The sequence below is a fragment of the Peribacillus deserti genome, from assembly GCF_016909175.1.
Classification (GTDB): domain Bacteria; phylum Bacillota; class Bacilli; order Bacillales; family DSM-1321; genus Paraperibacillus; species Paraperibacillus deserti.
In genome coordinates this window covers 35601-61738 of record NZ_JAFBFI010000019.1, presented here as the reverse complement: position 1 = coordinate 61738, position 26138 = coordinate 35601, and the positions used below count along the sequence as shown (strand labels likewise).

Genomic DNA, 26138 nt, shown 5'->3' with positions numbered 1-26138 from the left:
GACAACACGAAAAGCGGAGAACGGTGCTTTTCTTATCTAAACTGTTTATCAAGGCTAGTTTATAGCTTAGCCTCTTTTATTTTATTACAAGCCTAATGAAAAGCAGACTCCCGACAAGCATAAGGCGAGCAGGCCGTGGGAAGCGCTCTTCTTCCCATGGACTGATTGGCTTATGACTCGAAGGGTCTCAGCTTGGAGCTGGACAGCCAGAAAAGCAGACAACGATGCTTTTCTAACATGTATAAACATTCTACAAGGCATGGCTATTTGCCATGCCTTTTTGATTAATTATTAAACCAAAGAGAAAACAGATCTAGTCAAGAAGTCTTGCTGATTGGCGAACGTTAGAGCAGGACAGGGGCTCAGTCATTAAGACACGTTAGCCAAACATTTACAAGAAGCGGGGGAAACGGTTTTCTACCTATGGGCTGTTAATTATTGATCTTTAGTTTGATATCAAATTTTTTGTTAAAAATAACTTTTACGCCATAATGGTTGTTTTTAACAAAGAGCCCGGCATGGCAACTCCTAATTTCTGCCCTTTAAGAGGGCAAATCCAGTTTTTAAGAGGGGTTTTTAGAATATAAGTGGATTTTTAAAAATTTAAGAGGTTATTTCAGATTTTAAGGGGATTTCTAACCTTCCGGAGTTTTCCTATATGGAAAGACCGCGCGTAACCCACACGAATTTATAGCGAAGCACATACCAATCAAAAAATCGCACGCCCTTCGATTTCAGGCCTGCGATTTTATCTTTCTATGTTCCATTCCTTTGTTTTGCGGTTAAAAGTAACATAGGCTGATGGTTTTTCAGAACTGATGGTACTATATTCGTCCAGCATATCATCCATATTTACATAATCGCCCAAGATCCAAATGGGTATTTCAATTGTATTTCTGGTTTGCTTCATGCTCCTAAAGGAAATAGCAGCTCCCTCTGTCAATAGGGGTGTGAGTTCTTTTAGTCCGGAAGATGGAATGAGCCCATATTCTGCTTTCCTTCTAAGACCTCCAAGCCATGACTTTTCGCGTTTTAACAGCTCCATTTTACAAGGAATGAGGTTTCCCAGCATTTCAAAAAAAGAGTCCATCGAGCGATAGTAAATTTTATTAAACCATCCGTCATCATGGGCCAGGTAAACAAATTGGTTCTGCAGCTGACGGTAAAAAGGAGGCTTTAAATGGCCTTTACAATGACCGAGATATAATAGTTCCGCAATTTCCTGACCTTCTAATTCATTCAGGCCGGATACCTCTGTAAAGTCTGTCCAGCAAAAATCTCTGTATTCGTTTACATTCTGCTTGAGCAGATTAGGAAGATCTTCCTGAAGAACATAGTCCATCAATGTATTAATGTTAAATTCGCCATCCTCATATTGATGTCTAATCATTAATAGGTTTTGAAGACTTTGGTTCAAAGAACCTGCAAATTCTCTAAAATCCATGCCGTATGAAATGACAAATCTTTCTGAAGCCTGCAAATGAAGGTAAAGTATATCTCTAGTCTCTATTTTCATTAATTTTCAAACCTCCGATACCGAAAAAAGCCGCTCTTGCGCGGTTAAGTGCCGCTTCATTCATTTCCATTATTCATAATATACCCGCTTGGTGCAAAAATCTATGAGTTTAGAATTAATATTTCTAATTTTGACATGAATTTATTTTACTATAATAACTTTTTATAGGTAGCATTTACTATTATAACGAATATTTATGTTAGGAAGGTTACAGGGTTTTTACAATTATTGTTTTTTTCGAAAAATAAAAAGGCCTGGATATGGCCTTTTATTGCAGTGCACTTATCATCCCGCTGTGTTTAAATTAAATTATATCCAACTACTTCATAACCTTGTTTTTCAATCGCTTCTTTCATTTTTCCTTCGGACACTGTGTCCGGATCAAACTCTACATCCACTCTCTCTTCTGGCAAATGGACGGTCACCTGGTTTACTCCTTCAAGATTCGATAGACTATCCTCCACAGCAATTACACAATGCTTGCAAGTCATCCCTTTTACATCTAAAGTTGTTTTTTCCATCATAATCCCCCTTATCTCCGTCTCGACATCCCATTTATTAAGTGTTCACCCGCATTAACTTGATCTTTCGTGATGCTAGCTTTTTTCATCAAAAAATCGTTATTCTCCTGTACCTTTTATTCTCAGGGTTAAAACATCCTGAGGAAAAAGGGTTTTCTTACTTCGTGTATACCGGTCTGGCTTTTCGTTATGTTATTTTTATATAGTATAAAGAACAAATGATAGTAAGGAGAATTCGAGTGTTAACCATTTATTTAGTTAGACATGGCAAAACAGAATGGAATGTTCAATTAAGATGGCAGGGCTGGGGTAATGGTGAATTAACAGAAGAAGGTATTCATGGAGCTCTGCAGCTTGGGGAGCGCTTAAAAGATGAGCCGATCGAGATGGTTTATGCCAGTTCTAGCAAACGGGCGTATCAGACCGCAGAACTTATTATGGGGAAACGGCCTATTCAGATAGTCAGAGATGATTTGCTGCGAGAAATGCACTTTGGGGATTGGGAGGGTAGAACGAAGGATGAAGTGATTGCTCAGTATGCCAGCGAGGTAAAGGCGTTTTGGGAAACTCCCCATCTTTACACACGAGACCAGGGCGAGCTTTTTCCCCAGGTATATGAACGCGCGGGGAAAGTATGGCAGCAAATTCTGGAGAACCACTCTACCGGAACAGTGCTGGTCGTTTCACACTCTATTTTTTTAAGAATTCTGCTGTCCTATCTGAAAGAGCTTCCGCTGGAGAAACTATTTAAGCAAGAGCCTTTAGTAAACACAAGCTTAACTAAAGTTCAAATAGTAGACGGGAAAGCTAAAGTCGTTTTTGAAGGGGATACTTCTCATTTGAATGGATAATATGAAGTAGAAAAATCATCCTTAATCAAGAAGAGCAGTTATAGCCGTAAAAGGGAGTAACTGCTCTGTCTTGAACTGATTCTTACAAGAGCTGCCGCATTTAAATCTTCATAAAACTTCCTGTATAATTGGCTTCCGGACGATATATCATATTGTCTTCAGCTTGTTCTAGAATGTGTGCGGCCCAGCCGGCGGATCGGCTTGCTGTGAAAGTGGGAGTGAATAGCTCATCCTCCATATCTATAGAACGCATCACTGCAGCTGCATAGAATTCTACATTCGTGTAAAGCTTTCTTCCCGGTTTGTATTCCTCGAGCAGTTCAATTGCTTTCTTTTCTACAAAGGCAGCTAAATCAAGCCATTTATCATCTTTCCCAACACTGTTGATAATCTCACTGAGTGAAGCGGCACGGGGATCAAGCGTTTTATAAACACGATGGCCAAACCCCATTAATTTCTCTTTCCTTGCCAGTTTATCCCGGATCCATTTTTCTGCATTTTCTTTTTCTTCTATTTCACTCAGCATAGCTGTAACTTCGCTCGGTGCTCCGCCATGGAGCGGTCCTTTCATCGTCCCAATGGCTCCGGCAACAGCAGAAACCAAATCGGACTCTGAAGAAGAAATAACACGGGCGGAAAAAGTAGAGGCATTCATTCCATGCTCCATTGTTAAAATCATATAAGCCTCTAGAGCTCTTACATGGGAAGGGATCGGTATCACACCGGTAAGCATGTATAAGTAATTCTCTGTATGACTTAGATGTTGTCTGGGTTCTACCGGCAGAGTCCCCTTTTCCCGGTGATAGCGGTAAGCGATGATGGTTGGAATAATAGCGGTAATTCTGGCAGCCTGCTCCACTGTCGGCTTCCATTTGTACTCTTCCGTTCCAAGCGCAGACACCGCTGTACGCAGCACTTCCATCAGGCCCATATTTGCAGGAAGAAGGTCCAAAATCTGTTTTAAAAACCCGGGAAGATATCTTTCCTTCTGCATAAACTCTCTTAATGTTTGAAGTTCAGTTTCATCTGGCATTTTATTGTACCAAAGCAAAAAGCAAACCTCCTCAAAGCTTTTGCTTACCGCCAGATCCTTAGCCGCATAGCCTCTGTAAATCAGCCTTCCCTTTTCACCGTCTATAAAACTGATTTTCGTTTCCGCTGCCATTACACCTTTTAAACCTTTTATAACCATTAACTTCCACCTCTCTTCTTATCTTCATTTTATTTGATACAATCAATAATAAATAATGAAGAATTTTCTTGTTTTTGATTAAATATTTTAATCAACGGAGGATTTTTATGGATTTAAAATGGATTCATACCTTTCTTGCTGCGGCAAGGCGCGAAAATTTCCGGCAGACAGCTGAAGAATTATTCCTTTCCCAGCCAACGATCAGTGTACATATTAAGCTTTTAGAAAAGAGCCTTGGCCTTGTGCTCTTTGAACGGTCAGGCAGACGCGTACTGCTTACAGAAGAAGGCAGAAGGTTCCTCCCTCATGCAGAGGCAATTCTAAGAGCGCATCAAAACGGGATGGATGATATCAACCGATTTAAAGAGGGAGTCGCAAGGAAACTGGTGCTCGCTATTTTCCATTAATCGCGGCTTCCATAATGCCAGCCATCCTTCATCAATATATGGCTGTACACAATGATATTGAAATTGAGGTTCAGGTTCTTGAATCCAGGGAAATCAGTGGTTCTATTCTTGCTGGAAATGCCGATCTAGGTTTATCCCGGCTGCACATACAGCATCCTGAATTGGTGATAAGACCGCTTTATCAAGATATGGTGATTATGGTTGTCCCGCATGACGGCGGAGATTCCGAAAGCAGCCCGCCGCTTGATGCAGAGGAAATTTTAGCGAATCAGATTTTAATCACCCATAACCACCCTGAATACTGGGACGACCTCCTTCGAAATTTAAGACAGTATACCAGGCTTCGCACGATGGTAGTATCAGAGGTTCATGTTACAAAGCGATTTATAGAGGAGGGTCTCGGGGTATCTTTTCTGCCGATTTCTACCGTAAGAAGGGAGCTATTAGAGGGAAGGCTTCTAGAAGTTGATTTTAGGTTATTTCCACTTCCTATTGCACGCACCTATGTCATAATGAAATATGAGCACTCCATTCAGAAGCACTTTTTAGACTTTTTGGGAAAATTCCGGCTGCCTTAGCCAGTATAAAGGAAAGACAAGAGACAGTTCATGTAACTGTCTCTTTCTTGTTAATGGCTTCTTATTTTTCGCTTTGAAAGCAAGCGGAGCCCTATTCTTATCAAAACAAGGAGAATAAATAGACTAACAACACCCAGTCCCGCTCCTTTTTGGTGAAATAACTTAAGGCTAACACTTAACATGGTAAATATATAAAGATATCCAAGCATCATTTTAATTTCATTACTTGTAAAATATCGGATTACTTTGACTCCCGCCTGGGCACCAGCCAGCCCTCCTAATAAAAGAGCCGATGCGAGTTTAACATTAAATTCAGTTGTGAAGGCATAGCCTGCAAAACCAGCCGACACAATCATAAGAACCCCCACCATGCTTGTTCCCACGGCTTTTTTTGCAGTTTCTCCAAATATAGAAATCAAAAGAGGAACGATAATAAATCCTCCGCCAACTCCGAGAGCAGAGGACACAAATCCACCCATAAATCCGATAAGTAATAAGCCCAGCAGCGGTCTGCGGGAAATGAATGATGTCTTTTTGCTAACCGGCTGCATTTTGCCCTTTTTCAATAAGGAATAGGAAAAGTAAACCAAAAGGGTTATGTAAAAAATGGGGATGATTGTGTCATCTAACCCTTTTTTCTCCATCCATAATACGAGAGGCTGTGCTGACTGGGTTGCAGCAATTCCACTGGCCCCGATGATAAGCGAGCGGCGGATAGTCGTATTTTTCATTCGAAAATGGCCAGCCATGCCGGAAACAGAAGTCCCCATTGTATAAAAAAGGCTTATCGTAATAGATTCTACCGGAGAAACTCCTGTTAACAGCAGAATGGGAGTTAGAAACATACCCCCTCCTATTCCAAACATTCCGGACATTACACCGATTATGGCTCCTAAGAGAAGATATACCAATAAATGCTCCACATTCCCTGCTCCCTAAAATCCATATTTCCACCTACTCATACTCATCCTGTTCATCCACCTTCAACCACGGGAAATAATATTTGATCCCTCTTATTATGAGGGAAAACCAGTGATTATAGACGCGGGAAATGGGGACTGTCCCCACAAGAAAAAAAGCCGTGCCGGGTGTTCCGGCACAAGCTTGGTTAGGCAGCTTTTTGGTCTGCGTTTTTATCTATTTTATAGCCTTCCCATCTTGCAATTACGATGGTTGCAAGGGAGTTTCCTACGATGTTTACGCAAGTACGTGCCATATCGAGAATACGGTCAATTCCCGCGATGAATGCGAGTCCTTCAACAGGAAGGCCGACCGTGCCTAATGTGGCGAGGAGCACTACGAATGAAACACCTGGTACTCCTGCAATTCCTTTTGATGTCACCATTAGAACCAGCAAAAGAGTAATCTGAGATGTAATGCTCATATGAATGCCATACATTTGTGCGATGAAGATCGCAGCAAGAGCCTGGTATAAGGTTGATCCATCCAGGTTAAAGGAATAACCTGTTGGAATTACAAATGAAGTAATGGATTTAGGAACTCCAAGCTTCTCCATTTTTTCCATGAGCTTTGGCAATACAGTTTCAGAGCTTGAAGTTGTATACCCAAGGATTAATTCATCTTTTAGGTATTTGATAAGCTTGAAAATACTGAAGTTACATATTTTAGCTACAATTCCAAGAACAACGATTACAAAGAAAATCATCGTACCATACACCACTAGGACCAGCTTTCCAAGCGGGATCAGGGAGCTTAATCCGAATTTAGATACCGTAATTCCAATTAATGCAAAAACCCCAAGTGGAGCAAGTTTCATAATCTGGTTAGTTACATAGAACATAGCGTCTGCGGTGCCTCTAAAGAAGTTGAGGACAGGCTTCCCTTTTTCGCCAATCGCCGCAATTCCGAGTCCAAACATAATGGAGAAGAAAATAATGGCAAGCATATCACCATTAGCCAAAGCTTGAATTGGATTAGTAGGAACAATATTCACAAAGGTGTCGGCAAATGAATGATGCGCCTGTGTTTCAGCCGTATCTACATACGAATTAATATCCGTTTTTGTGAGCGCACTTCTATCTACACCGGCTCCAGGCTGGAAAATGTTTGCTGCAAGCAGTCCAATAACAATCGCAAGCGTTGTAATAATTTCAAAGTAAAGTATCGTTTTTCCGCCAATTTTTCCAAGGGATTTCATATCGCCTACTCCGGCTACCCCCACGATAAGACTAGAAATAACAATCGGTACTACAATCATTTTAATTAAACGAAGAAATATATCCCCGATCGGTTTTAGAAACTTTTCTACCTCAGGATTTCCAAAGAATATAGCACCAATAGTAATCCCTAAAGCCAACCCGATAAAGATCTGCCAGGCTAGTCCAATTCTTTTCATGCTCATCTCCCTTTCTATGCTGTTATATTTTGCTTCGTATTGAGTTAAAAGGAAAAAAAAATACACTGAGGGCCTCTCAGTGCAGGTATTTACTGCATGATGTTCCCTTCTAGCTGCATACGAGGTTAGCTGTCGGATTCGGACATGAGAACTTGCCCTACCTTTTTTAAAAAAAGGATTCACCCCTAGTAATGTCAAGACACTACAATAATCGGTTCCCCCGCTCTTTGGACTAAGCGTATAATAACAATACTAGAAATATTATCTTAAAATACCGAAACTGTAAATGGTAATTTCATACCAAAAAATACATTAAGTTTAAATGTTAACGCTTCCAGCACCTACTTCCTTCCATGTGAAATTTTAAAACTATTTCAATAAAATGATTAAGCAGGTAAAGGAACGGAAATCACTTTGAGATGCTGCTTTAAATTCACAATTTCAGCAGGAGTTTGAAGATAAATTTCCCCATCTGAATCAGCATCCATCTGCTTTTCTGTTTCAACTGAGATCTTGCTGGCTTGTAAGTATATAAGCTCCGAATTTTCAATCTCCTTGCTCGGCCATGAGCGTGTGAGGCTTATAATTTCTCTAAATAAGGACAAACTTGAATTTTTGACTACGACTATATCAAATAAGCCATCATTGTTTTGGATATTAGGGAATGGAAGGGAATTGGTTCCGATAAAATGACCGTTGAGTATCAATATCATAACAGCGGAATCTTCAAGGTTCTTACCGTCATACGTTAATTTAAATGGAAAAGGATCTACCTCGTTAATCGTTCTTAGAGCACTTAAGAAATAACTCATCTTACCAAGCATTTTCTTTTGGCTGGGATCTATATTATTAGATGTTTCAGCAATGAGCCCGATGCCCCAGAAGTTAAGAAAATAGCTGTCGTTCACTCTGCCGGCATCCACATGAATAATGTCTCCATCCATAAGAGCCTGTGCTGCTTTTTTTATATTTTGAGGAATATTCAATGAGCGGCTGAAATCATTGCAAGTTCCATTAGGCAGAATGCCAAGCACCGGCCTTTTTTCAAGAGGGGCAATCCCATTCACCGCTTCATGAACAGTCCCGTCACCGCCAAGAACAAATACAGCATCCATTTCCTCTCCGCGCTCTTTACAGACTTCTTTAGCGTGACCTGGTTTTTGAGTGGCTATTAAAACGAGCTCCTCCACTTCAGAAGCAATCACAGGGATGCAGGCACCAAGGATTTTCTCTAAGTCGTTTTGGCCGGCTTCACCGTTGTACAATAACATCGCTTTTTTATACTTCATGTTATTTCACCTTTCTAAAAATACTTTCCCCTCCTAGACCATTCCTTTTTTCCACGCTTTTAAAACTTCTAGAAGTGTTTTTATGTTATAGCACACCTCGTCATAAAAAAAACCGGCTGACGGGAGGCCCATAAACCGGTATGAAGATAGCTATTAAGTTGTTGTATATTCTAGTCTTATACAGATTGCTCTAAAAAGGCTTCCAGCCGAAGTTTTACATCTGGCCACTCCTGTTTAAGAATGCTGAAAACGACTGAACTTCTAATATACCCGTCATACATAATACGGTCATTGCGAAGGACTCCTTCTTTTTTAGCCCCAAGTCTCGCAATAGCATTCTGTGACCTTATATTTCTTAAATCCGTCTTAAACTGTACACGGTTCATGCCCAGCTGCTCAAAAGCATGAGACAATAATAAATATTTACACTCCGTATTAATCCTAGTGCGCCACACGGAAGGATTATACCAGGTCCATCCTATTTCAAGAGTTTTATTGGGCTCGGAAATATTTAGATACCGGGTGCTTCCCACAGCCCTCCCAGTGTCTGTATCAATGACCGTAAAAGGCATCTCTGCGCCCAGCTTCTGCTGATGCAGAGCCGTTTCCACAACACTTTCCATTACATCTTTGTCTTTCATATCTACGGACATAAAGGTCCAAATTTCCGGACTCGCAGCCGCAGAAAAAAGATCATTAATATGTACTGGCTCCAATGGAATTAGTTCTGCTCTCTTTCCCTTTAATCTAATAGGCTCCATTTTGCACTACTCCTCTCGTTGTAATTCATTTATTCCATCTCGTTAGTATTTCGGCTTAACGTCTGCTTTTCCTTTTTTTATTTCTTTTAACACGGGCGAACTGCCCTGGTTAAATGTGCTGGGTCAAAAAAACAAGATTGCCTTGGCTAGAACAAGGGAATTATATAAATAATTTACTAGACTTTGACTTTGATTTGCGGGGTGAGGGTTCACATGCTAAATGCAGCTTTGTGGGGCGGGTTTGCTAGTCTGTCACTATTCTTCGGCTCGCTCATCGCTTTATATTTTAATCTGCCTAAAAGAGTGATAGGTTTCATCATGGCTTTCGGAACTGGAATATTAATTGGAACTTCATGTTTTGACCTTTTGGATGAAGCTGTAGAAAAGAGCGGAATACTAACAACCTCCCTTATTTTCCTTTTAGGATCTGCAGTGTTTATGCTGGCAGAACTTTTTATTAACAAAAAGGGGGGCAGCCATAGAAAACGTTCAACAAAAAAACCCGAAAATCATTCAGGATTAGCCATTTATCTGGGAACCGTAATGGATGCTATTCCTGAATCCATTGTAATCGGCATCAGCACCATTGCAAGTGGATCAGTTAACTTGGTCTTCATAGCGGCTATTTTTATAAGTAATTTTCCAGAATCGCTTTCTAGCAGTGCCGGACTACGTGATGATGGGTATTCGAAAGGGAAAATACTAACATTATGGGGAAGTGTTGTAATAGTATCTGCTGTTAGTTCTGTCCTTGGCTATGTGTTTTTGAAAAACAGCCCTGAAGCAGTCATTGCTTCCATTGGAGCATTTGGAGCAGGCGGCTTGGTCGCTATGGTTTGTTCCACTATGCTTCCTGAGGCTTTTGAAGAAGGCGGGCCAATCGTCGGGTTCATCGCCTCTGTAGGTTTAATAGTGTCCCTGTTCTTTACTTATCTTTAATTCACAGGAAACCCCTTTTGCTAAATCTGACGAATTTTTCTTTATATTTTCAGAGCTTTAGTCTCACCTAAGTCTTCACATTTAAGGAAATAATAAATATAATATTTTTATCTATATCAAATGGCGATGACAAAGATTAGTACATACTTCAAGCATTAAGAGGGTTAACACCATTCCTTCGGGAAGAAGGCGGTCGTTCCTTCTGTCAGAGAGCTGGTGGATGGTGGAAATCAGCATGCTATGTATGGAATGGACTTTTGAGCTTCAAACCGAACCTTTTAGAAGTAGGCTTTGACGGTGACTCCGTTACAGTTGCAAAGTGAGCCTCAGGAACGAAAAAGTTTTCTGGGCTAATTAAGGTGGTACCACGGGTTTCTCGTCCTTTTTGGATGAGAGGCCCTTTTTTTATTTTTGGCTATGTTAAAGTCCATTGTTGATTTAACACTATGTTGATCTTTGCTGCAGGCGCGAGACTCCTGCGGGAAAAGCGGGTCAAGGGAAATCCCGCAGGCGAAAACGTGAGAGGAGGCTCCCGGACCGCCCGTGGAAAGGGAGTGCCTGGAGCGGAAATCAACAGGCAGGTTTAACAGAGCTTTATTTTTTAAAAAGTACGATGGAGGAATAATCATGAAAAAACCTGTAGTGCTTACTGGGATAAAATCCACAGGCACCCCTCATTTAGGTAATTACATTGGTGCTATTAAACCTGCTCTTCAGATGGCTGATGCAGTGAATAATCAGGGAATCTATTTTATTGCTGATTATCATGCACTAAATTCTGTCCAAGATCCTTTCCGATTTCGAACATACACCTATGAAATTGCAGCTACATGGCTGGCACTGGGCTTAGATCCCGATAAAGTTATATTTTATAAACAATCGGATGTTCCAGAACTTTTGGAACTTCATTGGATCCTTTCCTGTGTCGCTCCAAAGGGGCTGATGAACAGGGCACATGCATACAAAGCTGCAGTGGAAAGAAATAAAGCAGAAGGATTGGAAAAAGACCACGGGGTCAATATGGGTCTATATAGTTACCCGATTCTAATGGCTGCCGATATTTTATTATTTCAATCAGATAAAATACCAGTTGGCAAGGATCAAATCCAGCATGTGGAATATGCGCGGGATTTAGCTGAATATTTTAATCGTACATTCGGTGAAACTTTCAAACTACCCGAGTATGTCATACAAAAAGAAACAGAATTGCTGCCCGGACTCGATGGCCGAAAAATGAGTAAAAGCTATGGTAATACGATTTCATTATTCGAGGAACCCTCTGCATTAAAAAAACTCATTAATAAAATCAAAACGGATTCTACTGCCCCTTCTGAGCCAAAGGATCCTAAAAATTCTACTTTATTTCAGCTTTATAAAGAGTTTGCCTCTATAGAGGAAGTCCATCTGCTGTGTGAAAGATACAGAAATGGGATTGGCTGGGGTGAGGTAAAGCAAGAAGTATTCGTGGTTATTGACCGTGAATTGACGGCAGCACGGCAAAAGTATAAGGAGCTTCTGGAGAACCGAGACCTCATCGATCATATTTTAGAAGACGGTGCGTTAAAGGCGCGGGCTCTGGCAAGAGTACATTTAGCAAAAATCAAAAAATCAATTGGTTTATAAACAAAGGCTGCCGCGGTAGCCTTTGTTTATTTCATGCACAAAACTGTACAAAATTTTAAAAAACAGCAACATGCATTTGACAAAACAGCAAAAACTGGAAATAATGAGAATACAGTAAAATTATCCATTCGGGAGAGGGTTTTATGTTTTCTGAGGAAAGAAAAAAACAGATTATAGAGCTATTAGCAACAAATGAACGAGTGCTTGCGAAAGAATTAGCTGACTTATTCCATGTATCTATCGATTCTATCAGACGTGATTTAACAGCTATGGAAGAAGAAGGGCTTTTAAAAAGAACACATGGCGGTGCCATTCCGATACAAAAAACTAGAATTTCGCCTTCACCTCCTGCAATCCGTTACAGTGAAGGGAGCGAATATGACCAGGCCATTGCAAAACTTGCGGCAGCCCAAATAAAGGATCAAGATACTGTGTTTATTGGGGGCGCATCTATACATTATGCCATGCTTACATTTCTTCCCCGGGATATCCATTTCACAGTTGTCACAAACTCTGTCAAAATCGCGGATTCCCTTCGTGAAGAGGAGCATATAGACCTTTACCTGATAGGCGGCAAAGTAAAAAAATCAGGCAATATTACTGATGCCTTGTCACACGAATTTATCCGGCACTTCAACCTTGATATCTGCTTTTTAACAGGAGGAGGGCTTACTGCCACAGGTTTAAGCACCGCCACTCCGGAGGTTGCACTGGGTGCCCGCCTGATTGCAGAGCACTCCAGAACAGTGATATGCCTAATGGGCCACCATAAATTCGGGTCTGCTTCATTTGCAAAAATACTTCCAATCGCTAAACTTAACCTGATCATTACAGATGAAGAAACATCAGAAGACAAAATACGAATGATAAAAGAACAAGGAACTCATATTATTGTGGCAAAAAAAGAAGCCTAGCCATTCTTCGCTATCATACAATATACAAAAAACGGCAGACTTGTACCGAATATTTTTTACTACGAAAAAAGGATTATTCACAATAGCTTTTTGATAAACTACTCTTATAGATAATGATAAGGGGGAAATCGTTTTGCCATTAATAGGTTTACTTAGGGCATTTGCTATTCTCGAAGGTGTCTCTTACCTGGTTCTGCTGCTAATTGCCATGCCGCTAAAGTATTGGGGAGGCATGCCGCTGGCTGTAACGGTGACAGGGGGCATGCACGGTATCTTATTTATTGGATTTGTTACTCTAGTGGCTGCTGTTATGATTCTTAAAAAATGGTCTTTTGCCTGGGCCATGTGGGCCACATTCTTATCTTTCATTCCGTTTGGGACTTTTTGGCTTGATAAGCAGCTTAAACAAAATAAAAATGAGGTTCCTTTTTTATAGATTCTGTAAATTTAAATAGGATGGTTTATTGGAGGATAACAGACATTGAATCATGCAGCTATAAAAGAATACATCTTTTGAAAAACCTGGACAGAAACGAAAAAAGGCAGAGCAAGAGTTCTTAACGGAATCGGTCAATAGGCAAAATAGTTTAAGTAAAGATGTATGAATACTTAGTTGTGGAATGATTGGAAAAAGGGTCTTAAAAAGGACTGCATCTGAGGCGGCAACAACCTCTGATGAGTCCTTTTTCTCCTTTATTTTAAAGATTTTTATGTAAAACTACCTCTTCAAATTTAAAAGAATGATTATATAACACCTTAGACTCACAAATTGAAGCTTATGCTTAAGTTTTTAAGTTTTACGCTTGAGTTTCTGGATTTTATGCTTAGGATTTTGAGTTTTACGCTTAAGTTAATAGCAAATATGCTTAATCTTGACCTATGCTTATCTCCAGCGATTTACGCTCAGGCACAATCGGTTATGCTTATCTCCAACGCCTTCCTCAAAACGCCACCATGTCAGATTTCAGATAGTGAGGAATTACCTCTTATTTCTGTCTTTATAATTCATCAAATCCGTTATCGCTATTTACTTTTACATACTGTCTGGACTTTTGTTCAAAGAAGTCTGATTTCCCCAGGTCTGTCTCTTCATAGGCTTTAATCCAGCGCAGCGGATTGGTCCGGTAGCCCTCGAAAGGCCTTTCGCAGCCCAGCTGATTAGCTCTGACGTTGGCATAAAATTTGATATAGTCTTCTACCTCTTTTATGGAAATACCCTCTATCCGGTTTCCAATTATATACCTGGCCCACTCTATTTCAAGATCAGCGGCTGTTTTAAAGGTTTCAAATACAAAATTTCTCAAGCTTTGGGTATCCTGATCTGGATTTTCAGTGAGTATTTCTTTAAAAATTTTCACGAATAAGTCTACATGAAGCTGCTCATCTCTGTTGATATAATTAATCATGGTGCTGGTGCCCACCATTTTCTGATTTCTGGCTAAATGATAAAAGAAAGCGAAACCTGAGTAAAAGAATAAACCTTCCAATACCACATCATACACAATAGATTTAAGCAGATTTTCAATAGAAGGTGTTTCTGCAAAGTGCTTATATCCGTTTGTCACAAAATCATTGCGTTTTATGAGAATAGGCTCAGTACGCCAAAATTCAAATACTTGATCCTGCATCCCTTTGGGAACGAGGCTTGATAATACATAAGAGTAAGAATGATTATGAATGACCTCTTGCTGAGCAAGAATAATCATTAATGCTGACAGGCTTGAGTCTGTTATATACTCTGACACCTTACCTGCATAATCTGTTTGGATGCTGTCAAGTAATGCCAGCAGCCCGATAATTTTTAAAAAAGCGTCTCTCTCTTCCTTCGAAAGCTCTGGAAATTGTTTCATATCCTGTGACATATTAATTTCAAAGGGTGTCCAAAAATTCGCTAGCATTTTTTTATATTTAGGATAAGCCCAAGGAAATCGGACATCATCCCAGTTTAATATATTCGAGCACTCGCCATTAATAATTCCTGTTGATCGATTCGGGCCCTTTTTGTTCATAATTTGCCTTTTCATGACATTGGATTGTTCCATTTCTTCCACCCCTTTTTTAACTTGAACAAGATTCACATTCTTCTATCTCAGAAGAAGTGGATCTAACATAGTAAGTCGTTTTTAAATTTCTTTTCCATGCTGTCAGATGAAGGTGCAGCAATTCTTTTGCTTTGATGGTATTTGGAATGTAAAAATTAAACGAAATTGCTTGGTCAATATGCTTCTGGCGGACTTCGTTCTGCTTAATACTCCACTCCTGGTCAAGGAAATATGCTGACTTATAATACCAGGTTGTATTTTCGTTAAGATCGGGTGCAGTTACAGGGATTCGGTAATTCTTTTTTTCTTCTGAATAAAATTTACGGAAAATAGGATCAATACTTGGAGTACTTCCGGCTATTAACGCTGTAGATGCGTTAGGTGCAATAGCCATAACATACCCATTTCTTATTCCCTTTTCTGCAACCTCTTGCATAAGGCTGCTCCATTTCTGCTTGTTTTTTGCCGCAAGATAATCGCGTTTCGCAAAATACTGGCCGCTTTCCCAATCAGATCCTCTAAACACAGGATACGCGCCTTTCTCCCCGGCAAGCTCCTTGCTTGCTTTTATAGCTTGATAGGCAATTTCCTCATACAGTTCATCTGCATATTTAATCGCCTCATCGCTTTCCCACTTTATTTTTTCTAAGGCAAGCAGATGATGCCACCCGAATGTTCCGAGACCAATGGCCCGATACTTCTTATTAGTTACTTCGCCCTGTACAACAGGGATTGTATTGATATCAATTACATTATCGAGCATTCTCACTTGAATGGATATCAGTCTTTCCAGCACACCATGAGGTATAGCTCTTGCTAGATTAATAGACGATAAATTGCAGACTACAAAATCACCGGGTATTTTCTCAATGATAATTCTTCCATCTTTAAACTGCTCTTCTGTTTGGACAGTAGCACTTTGATTCTGGGTGATTTCCGTGCATAAATTTGTACAATAGACCATTCCCGCGTGGCTGTTAGGATTCTTTCTATTAACCTCATCACGGTAAAACATGAAAGGCGTACCTGTCTCCAGCTGGCTCCTCATAATCGATTTCATAATTTCAATTGCCGGTACGGTTTCTTTTGAGAGATTTTTATTGCTCGCACATTCTTCATATTTTTCTCTGAATGAACCTTCCCCCTTTTTCTCATCAAAGAAATCCTCCAAGGAATAGCCCATCACCTTCCGCACTTCATGGGGATCGAATAAATTCCAGTCTCCTCTGGCTTCAACCTGTTCCATGAATAAGTCGGGAATGCAGATTCCTGTAAAAAGGTCATGAGTCCTGTATCGTTCATCTCCATTGTTCAGCTTCGCATCTATAAATGAAAATATATCCTTGTGCCATACATCCAGATAAACGCTGACAGCCCCCTGCCTCTGTCCCAGCTGGTCCACACTTACCGCCGTATTATTCAGCTGTTTCATCCATGGAATAACGCCTGAAGATGCCCCTTTAAATCCTTTAATGTCACTTCCTCTGCTTCTGATTTTTCCTAAATAAACTCCGATTCCCCCGCCATTTTTTGAAAGATTGGCTATATCTGTATTGCTGTTATAAATGGACTGCAGGCTGTCATCTACTGTATCAATGAAACAGCTCGATAGCTGACCCCAGTTTTTACCGGCGTTAGACAAGGTGGGAGTCGCCACTGTCATATATAAACTGCTCATTGCCCAATAGGCTTCTTTAACAAGCTCTATACGTTTGTCTTTGGTTTCCTTCTTCATTAAGGTCATAGCAATGACCATAAATCGTTCCTGAGGAAGCTCAAACAGATCTCCTGTATGGCTTCTTGCCAGATAACGGTCAGACAGCATTTTGATTCCTATGTAAGTAAACAGATCATCTCTGGCTGGTTGAATAAATGTACCAAGCACCTCAATCTCTTCCCGGGAGTACGAATGCAGAAGATCCTTATGATAAATTCCCATTGCCGTTAATCTCTCTATCAGCTCATACAGGGAACCATAGTTGTCTTCACTCTCTCTATTCCGTTTAGCCTCCCAATATAATCTCACGAGATGAATCCGTGCAGCAGCGAAGGTCCACTGAGGCTCCAGCTCCGACATACTTGCCAAGCATTCTAATACCAGTTCGTCCATAAGGGCCGGCAAAGGTTTGCTTTCAGTTACTTTGTTTAGCAGGAGATCAAAGGATAAAGATCTATACTCTCTTTGAAGCTGCTCCAGCATTGGAATGATCGTCCCATGTTCAGCTATTTTATTCATCTAAAAATCCACTCCTATCTTTTATCAGCACTTATTTAAAGCAAACAGTTCCCAAAGAAACATTTACTTTAAGTCTATTAATAAAAAAATCCGCTCAGAGTATGAGCGGATCAAACGATAGCAGAATGAACAATAGATGGTCAGAAAATAGACCAAATTATACTACCGTTTCATCTTCTCAGATCCCCGAAGAATCGAAACTATCATTCAGCCTGGCAGGTCTCCTGACTTATGCTTCTCTCTACTCTAAGACCTTCCCATACAAGAACCGTTAAGCCTCTTATACAGTGGCGCTCTTATTTCGTCCACATTTACAGTTGCGGGGACAGTTCCGGATTTTAACCAGATTCCCTATTAAGTCCTTTAAAAGGACACCAACTCTGAATATCTATATTTAGTTATAATTGTAAATAAACAGCACTATATATTGTGTTTTGATTCTACCATATAAAAATTTTCAATTCAACTGTATCATTTTGACCTCTCCTGGATGTTCAATTGACTAAGTCTATATGAAAGAAAAAACGGCTGATTTCAGCCGCACTCGGTTACAGCAAATATCTTAAGTAAATATAAACAGTCGAAATAACAATAGACACCAGCATTAGCGGAAAACCAATTAGAAGATATTTCACAAATGAAATGTTATGCCCCTTTTTAGCAGCCAGTCCCGCTACAACGAGGTTAGCGCTCGCTCCAATCAATGTTCCATTGCCCCCCAGGCAGGCACCAAGTGCAAGGCTCCACCATAGAGGCTCTAGATTGGCAATACCCATGGACCCCATATCCTTGATCAGCGGAATCATAGTCGCTACGAATGGTATGTTATCAATAAAAGCAGAGGCAATCGCGCTAACCCAGAGTATCAGCATTGAGGTTGCGGCCACGTCACCTTTGGTAATTTCAAGCGCACCTTTTGCTAGCGAATTAATGACACCTGTATCGACCAGGCCGCCGACAATTACAAATAATCCTATAAAGAAAAATAAGGTTGTCCATTCTACTCTCTCGAGTGAGCTTTCCAGATGATCTTCACCTGTCAGCAATAATAAAAGAAACGCTCCAAAAAGAGCAATTGTAGCTGTTTCTATATGGACGAATTGGTGCAGAAAAAATCCCAAAATCGTTAATCCAATGATAAATAATGATTTCTTAAGGAGCAAAATATCTTTAAGTTCGTCTTTTTCATTGCTCTTCATGAGTTCCGCTTTTAAATTCTCTGTTGTTTTTAATTTATTTCGGTACATGAAAGCAAATATAGCTACCGTCACAAACAGGATGAAAAAGCTGATAGCAGCTAAATTATTAATAAAAGCTAAAAAAGTAAGCTCCTTAACCGCACTGCCAAGCATAATATTAGGAGGATCGCCAATCATAGTGGCCGTGCCGCCAATATTAGAAGCCATAATTTGTGAAATTAAATAGGGTAAGGGATTTACCTTAAGTCTGGCAGTAATGCTTAAAGTCACGGGAACGACCAGCAAGACAGTCGTAACATTGTCTAGTAAAGCAGATGCAACGGCTGTAAGAATAGCAAGATATACAAGAATTTTTACAGGATCCGCTTTTGCAACTTTAGCTGTCTTAATGGCAAGATATTTAAATACTCCCGTTTCCGCTGTAATAGAAACAATAATCATCATGCCAATTAATAGTCCGATTGTATTAAAGTCAATGTGGTGAACTGCACTCTCCTGGTCCAAGACTCCAAACATAATCAAAAGCAGTCCTCCGATTAATGCTACAATGGTTCGGTGGATTTTTTCAGTGATAATAATTGCATATGTAATAAGAAAAATAGTAACCGCTATTAACGCCTGGTTTTCCATGCTGCTAACTCCTCCACTCTCTCTTGTCTATATTTCTATATTTTACATGGATTATTTATTTTTGCCCAAATAAACCTTGCCTTCTACATCTAATTTTTTCTCACACAAAAAGCTTCCCAGGAGCGGGAAGCTTAGGCTGCAGACTACAATTCCTTCAGTTCACGAATTTCTACGGTTGATTTTTCTTCCAGGTCCCTCGGGTGAACAGTTGCTGTTCTGCCATCTTCGTTTAGTCTATCGATCCAAACAGACACTCCGTTATATTCCACATCAATCTCTGCTGAGGATGATAAAATTTGCTTAACTCGATTTGCGTCCACTTCATTCACTCCCTAAAAGTTGTCATCTTAGTTTGTGAATGAAAGAATTTTTTATACGAAACCTGATCAAATTTTATAAAAAGCAAAAAATAAAGGGATCAGTTATTCATTTCCTTTTTTCTGCTTCGGTAAAGGTACCATCCTATTAATATCATGAGAAGCCCTGATGCATCAAATATTAAGTCATACATCAGCTGATTTTCACCGGGTCTGACATGATGAACCTGGAGAATATGATGGTCAATAATTCCTTCAAGAAAATTGAAAATACCAGCTCCAAGTAAAAAGCCTCCCCAGAATTTCCTTGTATGATGATCATTTTCTCTGGGATCACTATTCCAGAGCAGAATTCCGGAAATGAAGATGATAATGGTAACAGCCAGGTGAAAATACCCATCACTTGCAATTTGATGGTGCCTGTCTATGGGCATATACATACTGTGCCACTGCAGGATTTGGTGGAATACAATTCCGTCAAGCATCCCAATAATGCCGACCCCGAATAAAAAGGAACCCCAAAACGATTTTTTCATTGGTCTCCCCCTACTATGAATCATTACAAGCATTCTACCCTGATTGTGAACAAAAAAAACAGGTGGAGAGTATTAGAGCACCAAAAATAAAGAAAACTGCAGAAAATTTTTTTCAACAGCTTCTTATTATTACTTTTTAATTTCAACTGTTTTCGCTTTTTGCGTGATTCGAATGTTAACCAGTTCAAATATTATGCCATATATATAGCTGACCATGAACATGGAACCCACCATATCCCAGATGACGTGCTGTTTCACAAACAAAGTCGATAGAATAATTAAACTTCCCATGCCCTGAATAAGAATACTGTGAATCACATGCTTGTTTTTAATATGCAGGGATGCAAGCATGATTACATAAGTGGTCAATACATGGATGCTTGGGAAGCAGTTAAAGGGCCTGTCATTTTCATAAATAAAGTTGACTAAGTGGTAAAATGGTACATCGGAGGTAAGATCAGGCCGGTTCACTGTCGTTTGAAAAAAGAAGAAAATAATGAAGCATATACACTCACCAATGGTAATGGTGATTAACGATTTGATATAGACCTTGGTGTCCTTAAAACAAAAATAAATCAGATAGCCAAGCACATAGCCATACCAAATAATATAGGGAATGATAAAAACAGGAATAAATGGAATGTGCTGATCAAATGCAGTTGAGATGTTTGCGGCTTTCCGGGGATGTTCATTTAACACTGTATAAATAAATCCTAATGCAGGAATGATTAATAATAATAGCAGAAAAGGAATTTTCTTTTTTATCGTTTCCACCAATCTTACCCTCCTTTACATTCATTTATATTTAGATACCCTCTTTAACTTCTATCAAAATAGTAATATTTACTATTTTTCTACATTTATGTTTTTGACTTTACAGTTTCAAAGCAGCCAGGTAACCGGCCAAAGTCACAAAAAAAAGACTGATAGTTACATAGTACCAAATCAGCCTTCATTTTGTGTATATAGATGTATGAAAAAAAAATAATTTTCCAGGTATTTTCAGTCAGCTTCGCTGGCATCATTTGTTTCAGCTTGTTTGTCTTCTGTTTTTCCGCCTTCGTGTTCTTTCTTAAGATCAAAATAGGCATCCATTACTTTACTGCCGATATTCTTGTTCATCCCATTGTCATTTGACTGATAAGCCCATGGCACGACCACTGCCATAGCGATTTCTGGATTCTTATAAGGCGCATAGCCAATCAGAGTTATATTCCAGGTTGGCGGCGGCTCTTTGCCGTACTTTTTTCTGTCTGGACCATCGTAAAAGGCCTGAGCTGTTCCCGTTTTACCGGCAGGCTTATAATCCTTGCCTCCAAAGGTACTGTATCCAGTGCCCCCCTGCTCCTGCATAACCATGCGATAACCCTCCTGGATCCGTTCTACCCATTCCTGCTTCATATCGAGCCGGTTTAACACAACTGGCTCAACTTCACTCAGTACAGGACCGAGCTCGCCTTTTTTCTCGGCGGGCTGCCTGATTTGTTTAACCAGGTGAGGTTTAACCCGGTTCCCTCCGTTGCCTATCGCTGATACATACTGAACAAGCTGAAGAGGCGTGTAGGTATCATTCTGGCCTATTGCTAAATCCAGCGCAAGACCTGGAGTGGTATCAGAATTTTTCACGCCCGAGGTCTCATTAGGAAGATCAATCCCTGTTTTAACACCAAGGCCGAATTGCGCAAATGTATTTCTCATAACCGAAAAGGTTCCCGGCTTTAAATTTAAGGTTCCGTTTGGAACATAATGCGTGCCTCCAATTTTCATGGCCGTTTTAAACATGTACACATTGGAAGAGACTTTTAATGCCTCTAAATCACTTATATTCCCAAACGTCCTGTACGATTTTTTTATCGGAGTCTTTTTAAGAACGATCGGTTCATCTACTTCATAATTGCCCGGAGCTATGACTCCTGTCTGGTATCCGGTTAAAACGGTTGCTCCTTTTACAACCGATCCCATTGTGTAGGAGGTTGTAAAAGTGCCCAGGGCATCATCTTGAATTTCATAGTTTCCGGTTTTCTTATCACGAACATATCTCTTTCCTGCTATAGCCCTGATTTCTCCGCTGTACGGCTCCATTAAGACCACATAAGCACGGTCAAGGAAAGGAGTATCTCCATATGCCCTCTTTGTTTTAACCAATTCATCTGATACAATCTTCTCTACTTTCTGCTGAAGGTCCATATCAACTGTAAGCACAAGATCATTGCCTCTTTGCCCTTTAGAAACCGTATTAGACTTGATCGTTGTTCCTTTATAGGTAACATTTTGGACTCTCTCTCTTTTGCCGCTCAGTACATCTTCGTATTGCATCTCTAAATAACTTTTGCCTACACGTTCATTCCTGCCATATCCCATAGCAACAAACTTGTCTGCCTCTTCTTTCGGAAGTCCTTCTTCTGTTGATGTGACAGCGCCAAGCACAGAACTGAGCGTATTGCCAAATTTATTTTTCCTGTCCCAGTCAATAGTGGTATCCACTCCGGGGAGGTCATCTAAATTCTCACTGACTATAGCAAACTCCTTATCTGTAACATTTTTATTTTTAATAAATTGAGTGGTCAGAGCGTAGCCGCTTGTCATCTCTCTATATATGGCTAAAACTTCTAAATCTGCAGGAGTTAATTCACCCAGCTCTTCAGCTGTGATTCTGTCCAGCTGACGCTTATACAGGTCTTTGTCAGACATCTTCTTGGTTTCAACAAGCCGCTTCTCTTTTTTGCTGACCTTTTTTGCTGCCCTTTCCGGATTCTTAAGGATCCAGAAATCTCTCTTTTCCCGGTCCGTTACCTTTTTTGTATCCTTCTCAATATAGGCAGCAAGCTTTCTCGCGGTATCCAGCAGCTTTTTGGTGGAGGTATCCTGCTGTCTTGTATAAGTGATCGCTTTTTGCGGTGTATTATCAACTATTATTTTGCCATTCCGGTCCACAATTTCTCCTCTTGGCATCGGATTTTTCACAATAACATCCTCTGTTCTCTCTACTTCCCGCCTGAAGCTTTCACCATAAACGATCTGTACAAACCCCAGCCTAATAACCAGGACGGAAAATAAGATAAAGACAAAGAAGAAAAGAACATTAAAACGGATGGAAATATTATTCTTATTTTTCTTTTTAGTTTCTATTTCCACTTTGTTTCCCCCTTCCCGCTCCAATATACTAAAATTTTACCATAAAAAATTCCAGTAAAAGTAATTTAATGTATCAAATTATCGAATTAAATTCCAGATATGGGGAAAACACTTTAGTTGAGCTGTATGTGTGCTGTGTAGTGGTGTGGTGGAAAACTTGGATCATTTAATTTTATGAAAAAAGGATGCTGGTAAATTAGCATTTCTTACTTTGAAAATTAGTTTGGCATTAATATTAATCGATGAAAAAACCTGCTTCCCGTTGTACCTGAAACTTTGAAGAGGCTGGTACAAGCATAAATTTCTTTTCGTACGCATGAGGATCTAAGCCCAAGCATAAAAGCCTTGGCTTAAGCATGGAACCTTAAAACTTAAGCATAGAATTCCAATACTTAAGCATAAAACTTAAAAAAATAAGCATGAAACTCCAAAACCTAAGCAAAAACAATTTGGGAATACCCTACTGCGAGACAGAAACAACCTTTTCGTGCATCTTTCTCCAGATTTCCATTCTTTTATTTGTAAAAGCACTAAAAAGCACACAAAAAAGGATGCACTAAGCCCTGTTCAGGCTAGTGCATCCTATTATCTCATTCCCCAGCTCTCAAGCAGCAGCCCAATCCCTGTCTCCAGGTCCTCTTGGGGAATACCTGCAAATCCTAATACAATACTGGGGATTTTTTCTTCCCTTTGAAGGAGAGAGTATTTCGACAAACCATATATACGTATATTTGCTGAAGCCGCTTTATTAATGAGCTCTTCTTCTGTCAATCCATTATCCACGGTTAAAATAATATGAAGCCCGGCACTCTCTCCTATGATTCCTATCGTTTTGCTGTAAGGTCTTAATAAATCAACCAATGTTTCTAATTTTCGCCGATAAATTTTCCGCATCCGGTTTAAATGTCTTTCGAAGTCTCCTTCTTTCATAAATCGAGCCAATATATGCTGATCAAAACGAGACACACTTGAACTATAAAAGGAAAATTCCCGCTGATATTTTTCAAGCAATTGTGGAGGAAGAACCATATAGCCTATCCTGAGGGACGGCATTAAGGATTTCGAGAAGGTACTTAAATAAATCACCTTTTCTGCTTTATCCATGCTTTGCAAGGAAGGAATCGATTTTCCAGTGTAACGAAATTCGCTGTCATAATCGTCTTCAATAATATAATGAGCTTTGGAACTATGAGCCCAATTGAGAAGCTGTGTACGCCGGTTAATAGATAGAACACTTCCATAAGGAAATTGGTGGGAAGGAGTTACGTAAGCAGTATTAGCTCCTGTATTCTTCAGATCTTCGACTATAACGCCTTCCTCATCCACGAGAACTGGAATTACTTCCTTATTTCTTATACTTAAGATATGTTTTGTTAATTGATATCCTGGTTCTTCTATCGCATAGACTGATTCATCGCCTAACAAATGCACAAGCTGAGGAAGTAAATATTCTGTTCCGGAACCAATAATAATTTGCTCTGGAGAACAGACTACCCCCCTCGAATGATATAAATATGAAGCAATTTCCTGGCGCAGTTCCATTTCGCCTTTATAATCCCCTAGAGATAAGAGGTCCTTATATTCTTCGCTTATAAGATCCTTCGCGTATTTTCTCCATCTCGAAAAAGGAAAAGGCGCTGAATCAATTCGGCTGGGATGAAAATGAAAAAGTCCGTTTTCCTGTTTTCCAGCTGATACTTGTTCACGGACCGCTCTTTTATTAACGTAAGCTAAATCTTCATAGGCCATTACATAATAGCCTTTTCGGGGAAAAGCATCCAGATAACCCTCCGCTACTAACTGCTCATACGCTGTTTCGACCGTATTCTGGCTGATTTGGAGAAACTCTGAGAGCTTTCGTTTAGAAGGCATCTTTGTTTGATACACAATCCGCCCTTCAATAATTTCTTTTTTAATATATTCATATAATTGATCGTATAAAGGACTTTCATCTGCCCGATCCAGCTGTATCGATAACATATCCATTAAAATTGCCTCCTGAACATCTGACCTCATTATTTTATACAAAACTGACACTTTTAATCAAGTCACCTTCTTTTTATACTAAAAATATTAAATTTTTAAATAATTTTAGGGGGATTTATAAATGTCTCAGATCTTAACTGGAACGGACCGAGTAAAACGTGGGATGGCCCAAATGCAAAAGGGCGGAGTAATTATGGATGTAATCAATGCTGAGCAGGCAAAAATTGCTGAAGCGGCAGGAGCCGTAGCCGTAATGGCGCTTGAACGAGTCCCTTCTGATATTCGTGCAGCTGGCGGAGTAGCTAGAATGGCTGATCCCCGTATTGTGGAAGAAGTAATGAACTCAGTTACAATCCCAGTAATGGCGAAAGCACGTATCGGGCACATTGTAGAGGCCCGCGTGTTAGAAGCAATGGGTGTTGACTACTTAGATGAAAGTGAAGTTTTAACTCCAGCGGACGAGGAATTCCACCTTCAAAAAAATACATTTACAGTACCATTCGTATGCGGCTGCCGTGATCTAGGCGAAGCAGCCAGAAGAATCGGTGAAGGAGCTTCCATGCTTCGTACGAAAGGCGAACCAGGAACAGGTAACATTGTAGAGGCTGTCCGCCATATGCGTACAGTAAATGCCGGGATCCGTAAAATTATCAACATGAGCGAAGACGAAATCATGACCGAAGCAAAGAATCTAGGTGCACCATACCACGTACTGCTTGATATCAGACGTGAAGGCCGCCTTCCTGTTGTAAACTTTGCTGCCGGCGGAGTAGCAACACCTGCCGATGCAGCCCTAATGATGGAGCTTGGAGCTGACGGCGTATTTGTAGGATCTGGAATCTTCAAATCAGATAACCCAGAAAAATTCGCAAGAGCAATCGTACAGGCAACCACCCACTTCAAAGACTACAAACTAATTGCCGAACTATCTAAAGAACTTGGCACAGCCATGAAAGGAATCGAAATCTCCAAGCTGCAGCCGCAAGACCGCATGCAAGATCGAGGATGGTAAAAAGAAAAGCGAAGAACGGTGCTTTTCTAATAATCTTTTATTAAAGAACCATGATGATCCTAAAAAAGTTAAACAAAAACAGTAAATGAAAAGCAGAC

Annotated in this window: 23 protein-coding genes, 2 riboswitches and 1 other annotated feature; of the genes, 8 read left to right on the top strand and 15 right to left on the bottom strand. The window is 40.0% G+C overall.

Translation table 11 applies throughout. From position 1 onward, the window contains the following. Positions 1–748: 748 nt before the first annotated feature. Together JOC77_RS17585 and copZ are read right to left on the bottom strand one after the other, a co-directional pair. On the bottom strand, positions 749–1516 hold the full coding sequence (locus tag JOC77_RS17585; protein WP_204546124.1) for a hypothetical protein: 768 nt from the start codon (positions 1514–1516) through the stop codon (positions 749–751). 299 nt (positions 1517–1815) lie between these two features. Beyond that, positions 1816–2037, bottom strand: a complete 222-nt coding sequence (gene copZ / locus JOC77_RS17580) for a copper chaperone CopZ (protein ID WP_204546122.1) — start codon at positions 2035–2037, stop codon at positions 1816–1818. 239 nt (positions 2038–2276) lie between these two features. On the opposite strand from copZ, the gene JOC77_RS17575 reads away from it, so the two are divergent. Next, entirely contained in the window at positions 2277–2888 is a 612-nt protein-coding gene (locus JOC77_RS17575) for a histidine phosphatase family protein (protein ID WP_204546112.1), read from the top strand. Positions 2889–2988: 100 nt separating this feature from the next. On the opposite strand, the gene JOC77_RS17570 is transcribed toward JOC77_RS17575, so the two are convergent. Continuing rightward, the gene (locus JOC77_RS17570; protein WP_204546100.1) at positions 2989–4080 is read right to left on the bottom strand and encodes a citrate synthase/methylcitrate synthase; all 1092 of its coding nucleotides are present in this window, start codon (positions 4078–4080) and stop codon (positions 2989–2991) included. Positions 4081–4187: 107 nt separating this feature from the next. Between JOC77_RS17570 and JOC77_RS21770 the strand changes: the two genes are divergently transcribed. Continuing rightward, positions 4188–4487, top strand: coding sequence for a LysR family transcriptional regulator (locus tag JOC77_RS21770; protein WP_338047247.1), 300 nt, complete (start codon positions 4188–4190; stop codon positions 4485–4487). A gap of 14 nt (positions 4488–4501) precedes the next feature. Continuing rightward, a complete protein-coding gene (locus JOC77_RS21765) occupies positions 4502–5065 on the top strand; it encodes a substrate-binding domain-containing protein (protein ID WP_338047246.1) in 564 nt (187 codons plus the stop codon). Between the two features lie 50 nt (positions 5066–5115). Here the strand turns inward: JOC77_RS21765 and JOC77_RS17560 are convergent, their stop codons facing one another. The 4 genes from JOC77_RS17560 to JOC77_RS17545 all read right to left on the bottom strand — a co-directional run bounded on the left by JOC77_RS17560 (position 5116) and on the right by JOC77_RS17545 (position 9471). Further along, entirely contained in the window at positions 5116–5988 is an 873-nt protein-coding gene (locus JOC77_RS17560) for a TSUP family transporter (RefSeq protein ID WP_204546098.1), read from the bottom strand. Positions 5989–6173: 185 nt separating this feature from the next. Then, entirely contained in the window at positions 6174–7421 is a 1248-nt protein-coding gene (locus JOC77_RS17555; protein ID WP_204546094.1) for a cation:dicarboxylate symporter family transporter, read from the bottom strand. 99 nt (positions 7422–7520) lie between these two features. Further along, a riboswitch (cyclic di-AMP (ydaO/yuaA leader) is annotated at positions 7521–7670 on the bottom strand. Between the two features lie 137 nt (positions 7671–7807). After that, on the bottom strand, positions 7808–8710 hold the full coding sequence (locus JOC77_RS17550) for a YegS/Rv2252/BmrU family lipid kinase (RefSeq protein WP_204546091.1): 903 nt from the start codon (positions 8708–8710) through the stop codon (positions 7808–7810). Positions 8711–8886: 176 nt separating this feature from the next. Further along, positions 8887–9471 carry a GNAT family N-acetyltransferase gene (locus JOC77_RS17545; protein ID WP_204546080.1) on the bottom strand — a complete coding sequence of 195 codons (585 nt, stop codon included), beginning with the start codon at positions 9469–9471 and terminating at the stop codon, positions 8887–8889. A 213-nt stretch (positions 9472–9684) separates the two neighbouring features. Here JOC77_RS17545 and JOC77_RS17540 point away from each other — a divergent pair, with 213 nt between their 5' ends. From JOC77_RS17540 to JOC77_RS17525, 4 genes are all read left to right on the top strand, one after another. Beyond that, positions 9685–10410, top strand: a complete 726-nt coding sequence (locus JOC77_RS17540; RefSeq protein ID WP_204546077.1) for a ZIP family metal transporter — start codon at positions 9685–9687, stop codon at positions 10408–10410. A 117-nt stretch (positions 10411–10527) separates the two neighbouring features. Further along, positions 10528–10797: a binding site (T-box leader), on the top strand. 240 nt (positions 10798–11037) lie between these two features. Next, entirely contained in the window at positions 11038–12033 is a 996-nt protein-coding gene (locus JOC77_RS17535) for a tryptophan--tRNA ligase (protein ID WP_204546074.1), read from the top strand. Between the two features lie 143 nt (positions 12034–12176). Beyond that, on the top strand, positions 12177–12947 hold the full coding sequence (locus tag JOC77_RS17530) for a DeoR/GlpR family DNA-binding transcription regulator (RefSeq protein ID WP_204546071.1): 771 nt from the start codon (positions 12177–12179) through the stop codon (positions 12945–12947). A 133-nt stretch (positions 12948–13080) separates the two neighbouring features. Beyond that, positions 13081–13383, top strand: a complete 303-nt coding sequence (locus tag JOC77_RS17525; protein ID WP_239558869.1) for a DUF3817 domain-containing protein — start codon at positions 13081–13083, stop codon at positions 13381–13383. A 562-nt stretch (positions 13384–13945) separates the two neighbouring features. Here JOC77_RS17525 and JOC77_RS17520 read toward each other — a convergent pair. The 8 genes from JOC77_RS17520 to pdxR all read right to left on the bottom strand — a co-directional run bounded on the left by JOC77_RS17520 (position 13946) and on the right by pdxR (position 25028). Further along, a complete protein-coding gene (locus tag JOC77_RS17520) occupies positions 13946–14989 on the bottom strand; it encodes a ribonucleotide-diphosphate reductase subunit beta (protein WP_204546068.1) in 1044 nt (347 codons plus the stop codon). Between the two features lie 16 nt (positions 14990–15005). Next, positions 15006–17225: a ribonucleoside-diphosphate reductase subunit alpha gene (locus JOC77_RS17515; RefSeq protein ID WP_204546065.1), complete on the bottom strand. Its 2220-nt coding sequence runs from the start codon at positions 17223–17225 to the stop codon at positions 15006–15008. Positions 17226–17422: 197 nt separating this feature from the next. Next, positions 17423–17620, bottom strand: a riboswitch (cobalamin riboswitch). A gap of 153 nt (positions 17621–17773) precedes the next feature. Beyond that, complete coding sequence (locus JOC77_RS17510) at positions 17774–19054, bottom strand: ArsB/NhaD family transporter (protein ID WP_204546062.1); 1281 nt, start codon at positions 19052–19054, stop codon at positions 17774–17776. Positions 19055–19197: 143 nt separating this feature from the next. After that, positions 19198–19374: an H-type small acid-soluble spore protein gene (locus JOC77_RS17505; protein WP_204546060.1), complete on the bottom strand. Its 177-nt coding sequence runs from the start codon at positions 19372–19374 to the stop codon at positions 19198–19200. A gap of 98 nt (positions 19375–19472) precedes the next feature. Beyond that, entirely contained in the window at positions 19473–19907 is a 435-nt protein-coding gene (locus tag JOC77_RS17500) for a DUF2243 domain-containing protein (RefSeq protein WP_204546057.1), read from the bottom strand. A gap of 129 nt (positions 19908–20036) precedes the next feature. Then, positions 20037–20681, bottom strand: coding sequence for a phosphatase PAP2 family protein (locus tag JOC77_RS17495; protein WP_204546054.1), 645 nt, complete (start codon positions 20679–20681; stop codon positions 20037–20039). A 228-nt stretch (positions 20682–20909) separates the two neighbouring features. Next, on the bottom strand, positions 20910–23036 hold the full coding sequence (locus tag JOC77_RS17490; protein WP_204546134.1) for a penicillin-binding transpeptidase domain-containing protein: 2127 nt from the start codon (positions 23034–23036) through the stop codon (positions 20910–20912). A gap of 591 nt (positions 23037–23627) precedes the next feature. Next, on the bottom strand, positions 23628–25028 hold the full coding sequence (pdxR, locus tag JOC77_RS17485; protein WP_204546051.1) for a MocR-like pyridoxine biosynthesis transcription factor PdxR: 1401 nt from the start codon (positions 25026–25028) through the stop codon (positions 23628–23630). Positions 25029–25149: 121 nt separating this feature from the next. Between pdxR and pdxS the strand changes: the two genes are divergently transcribed. Next, complete coding sequence (pdxS, locus tag JOC77_RS17480) at positions 25150–26040, top strand: pyridoxal 5'-phosphate synthase lyase subunit PdxS (RefSeq protein WP_204546048.1); 891 nt, start codon at positions 25150–25152, stop codon at positions 26038–26040. Positions 26041–26138 lie beyond the last annotated feature (98 nt).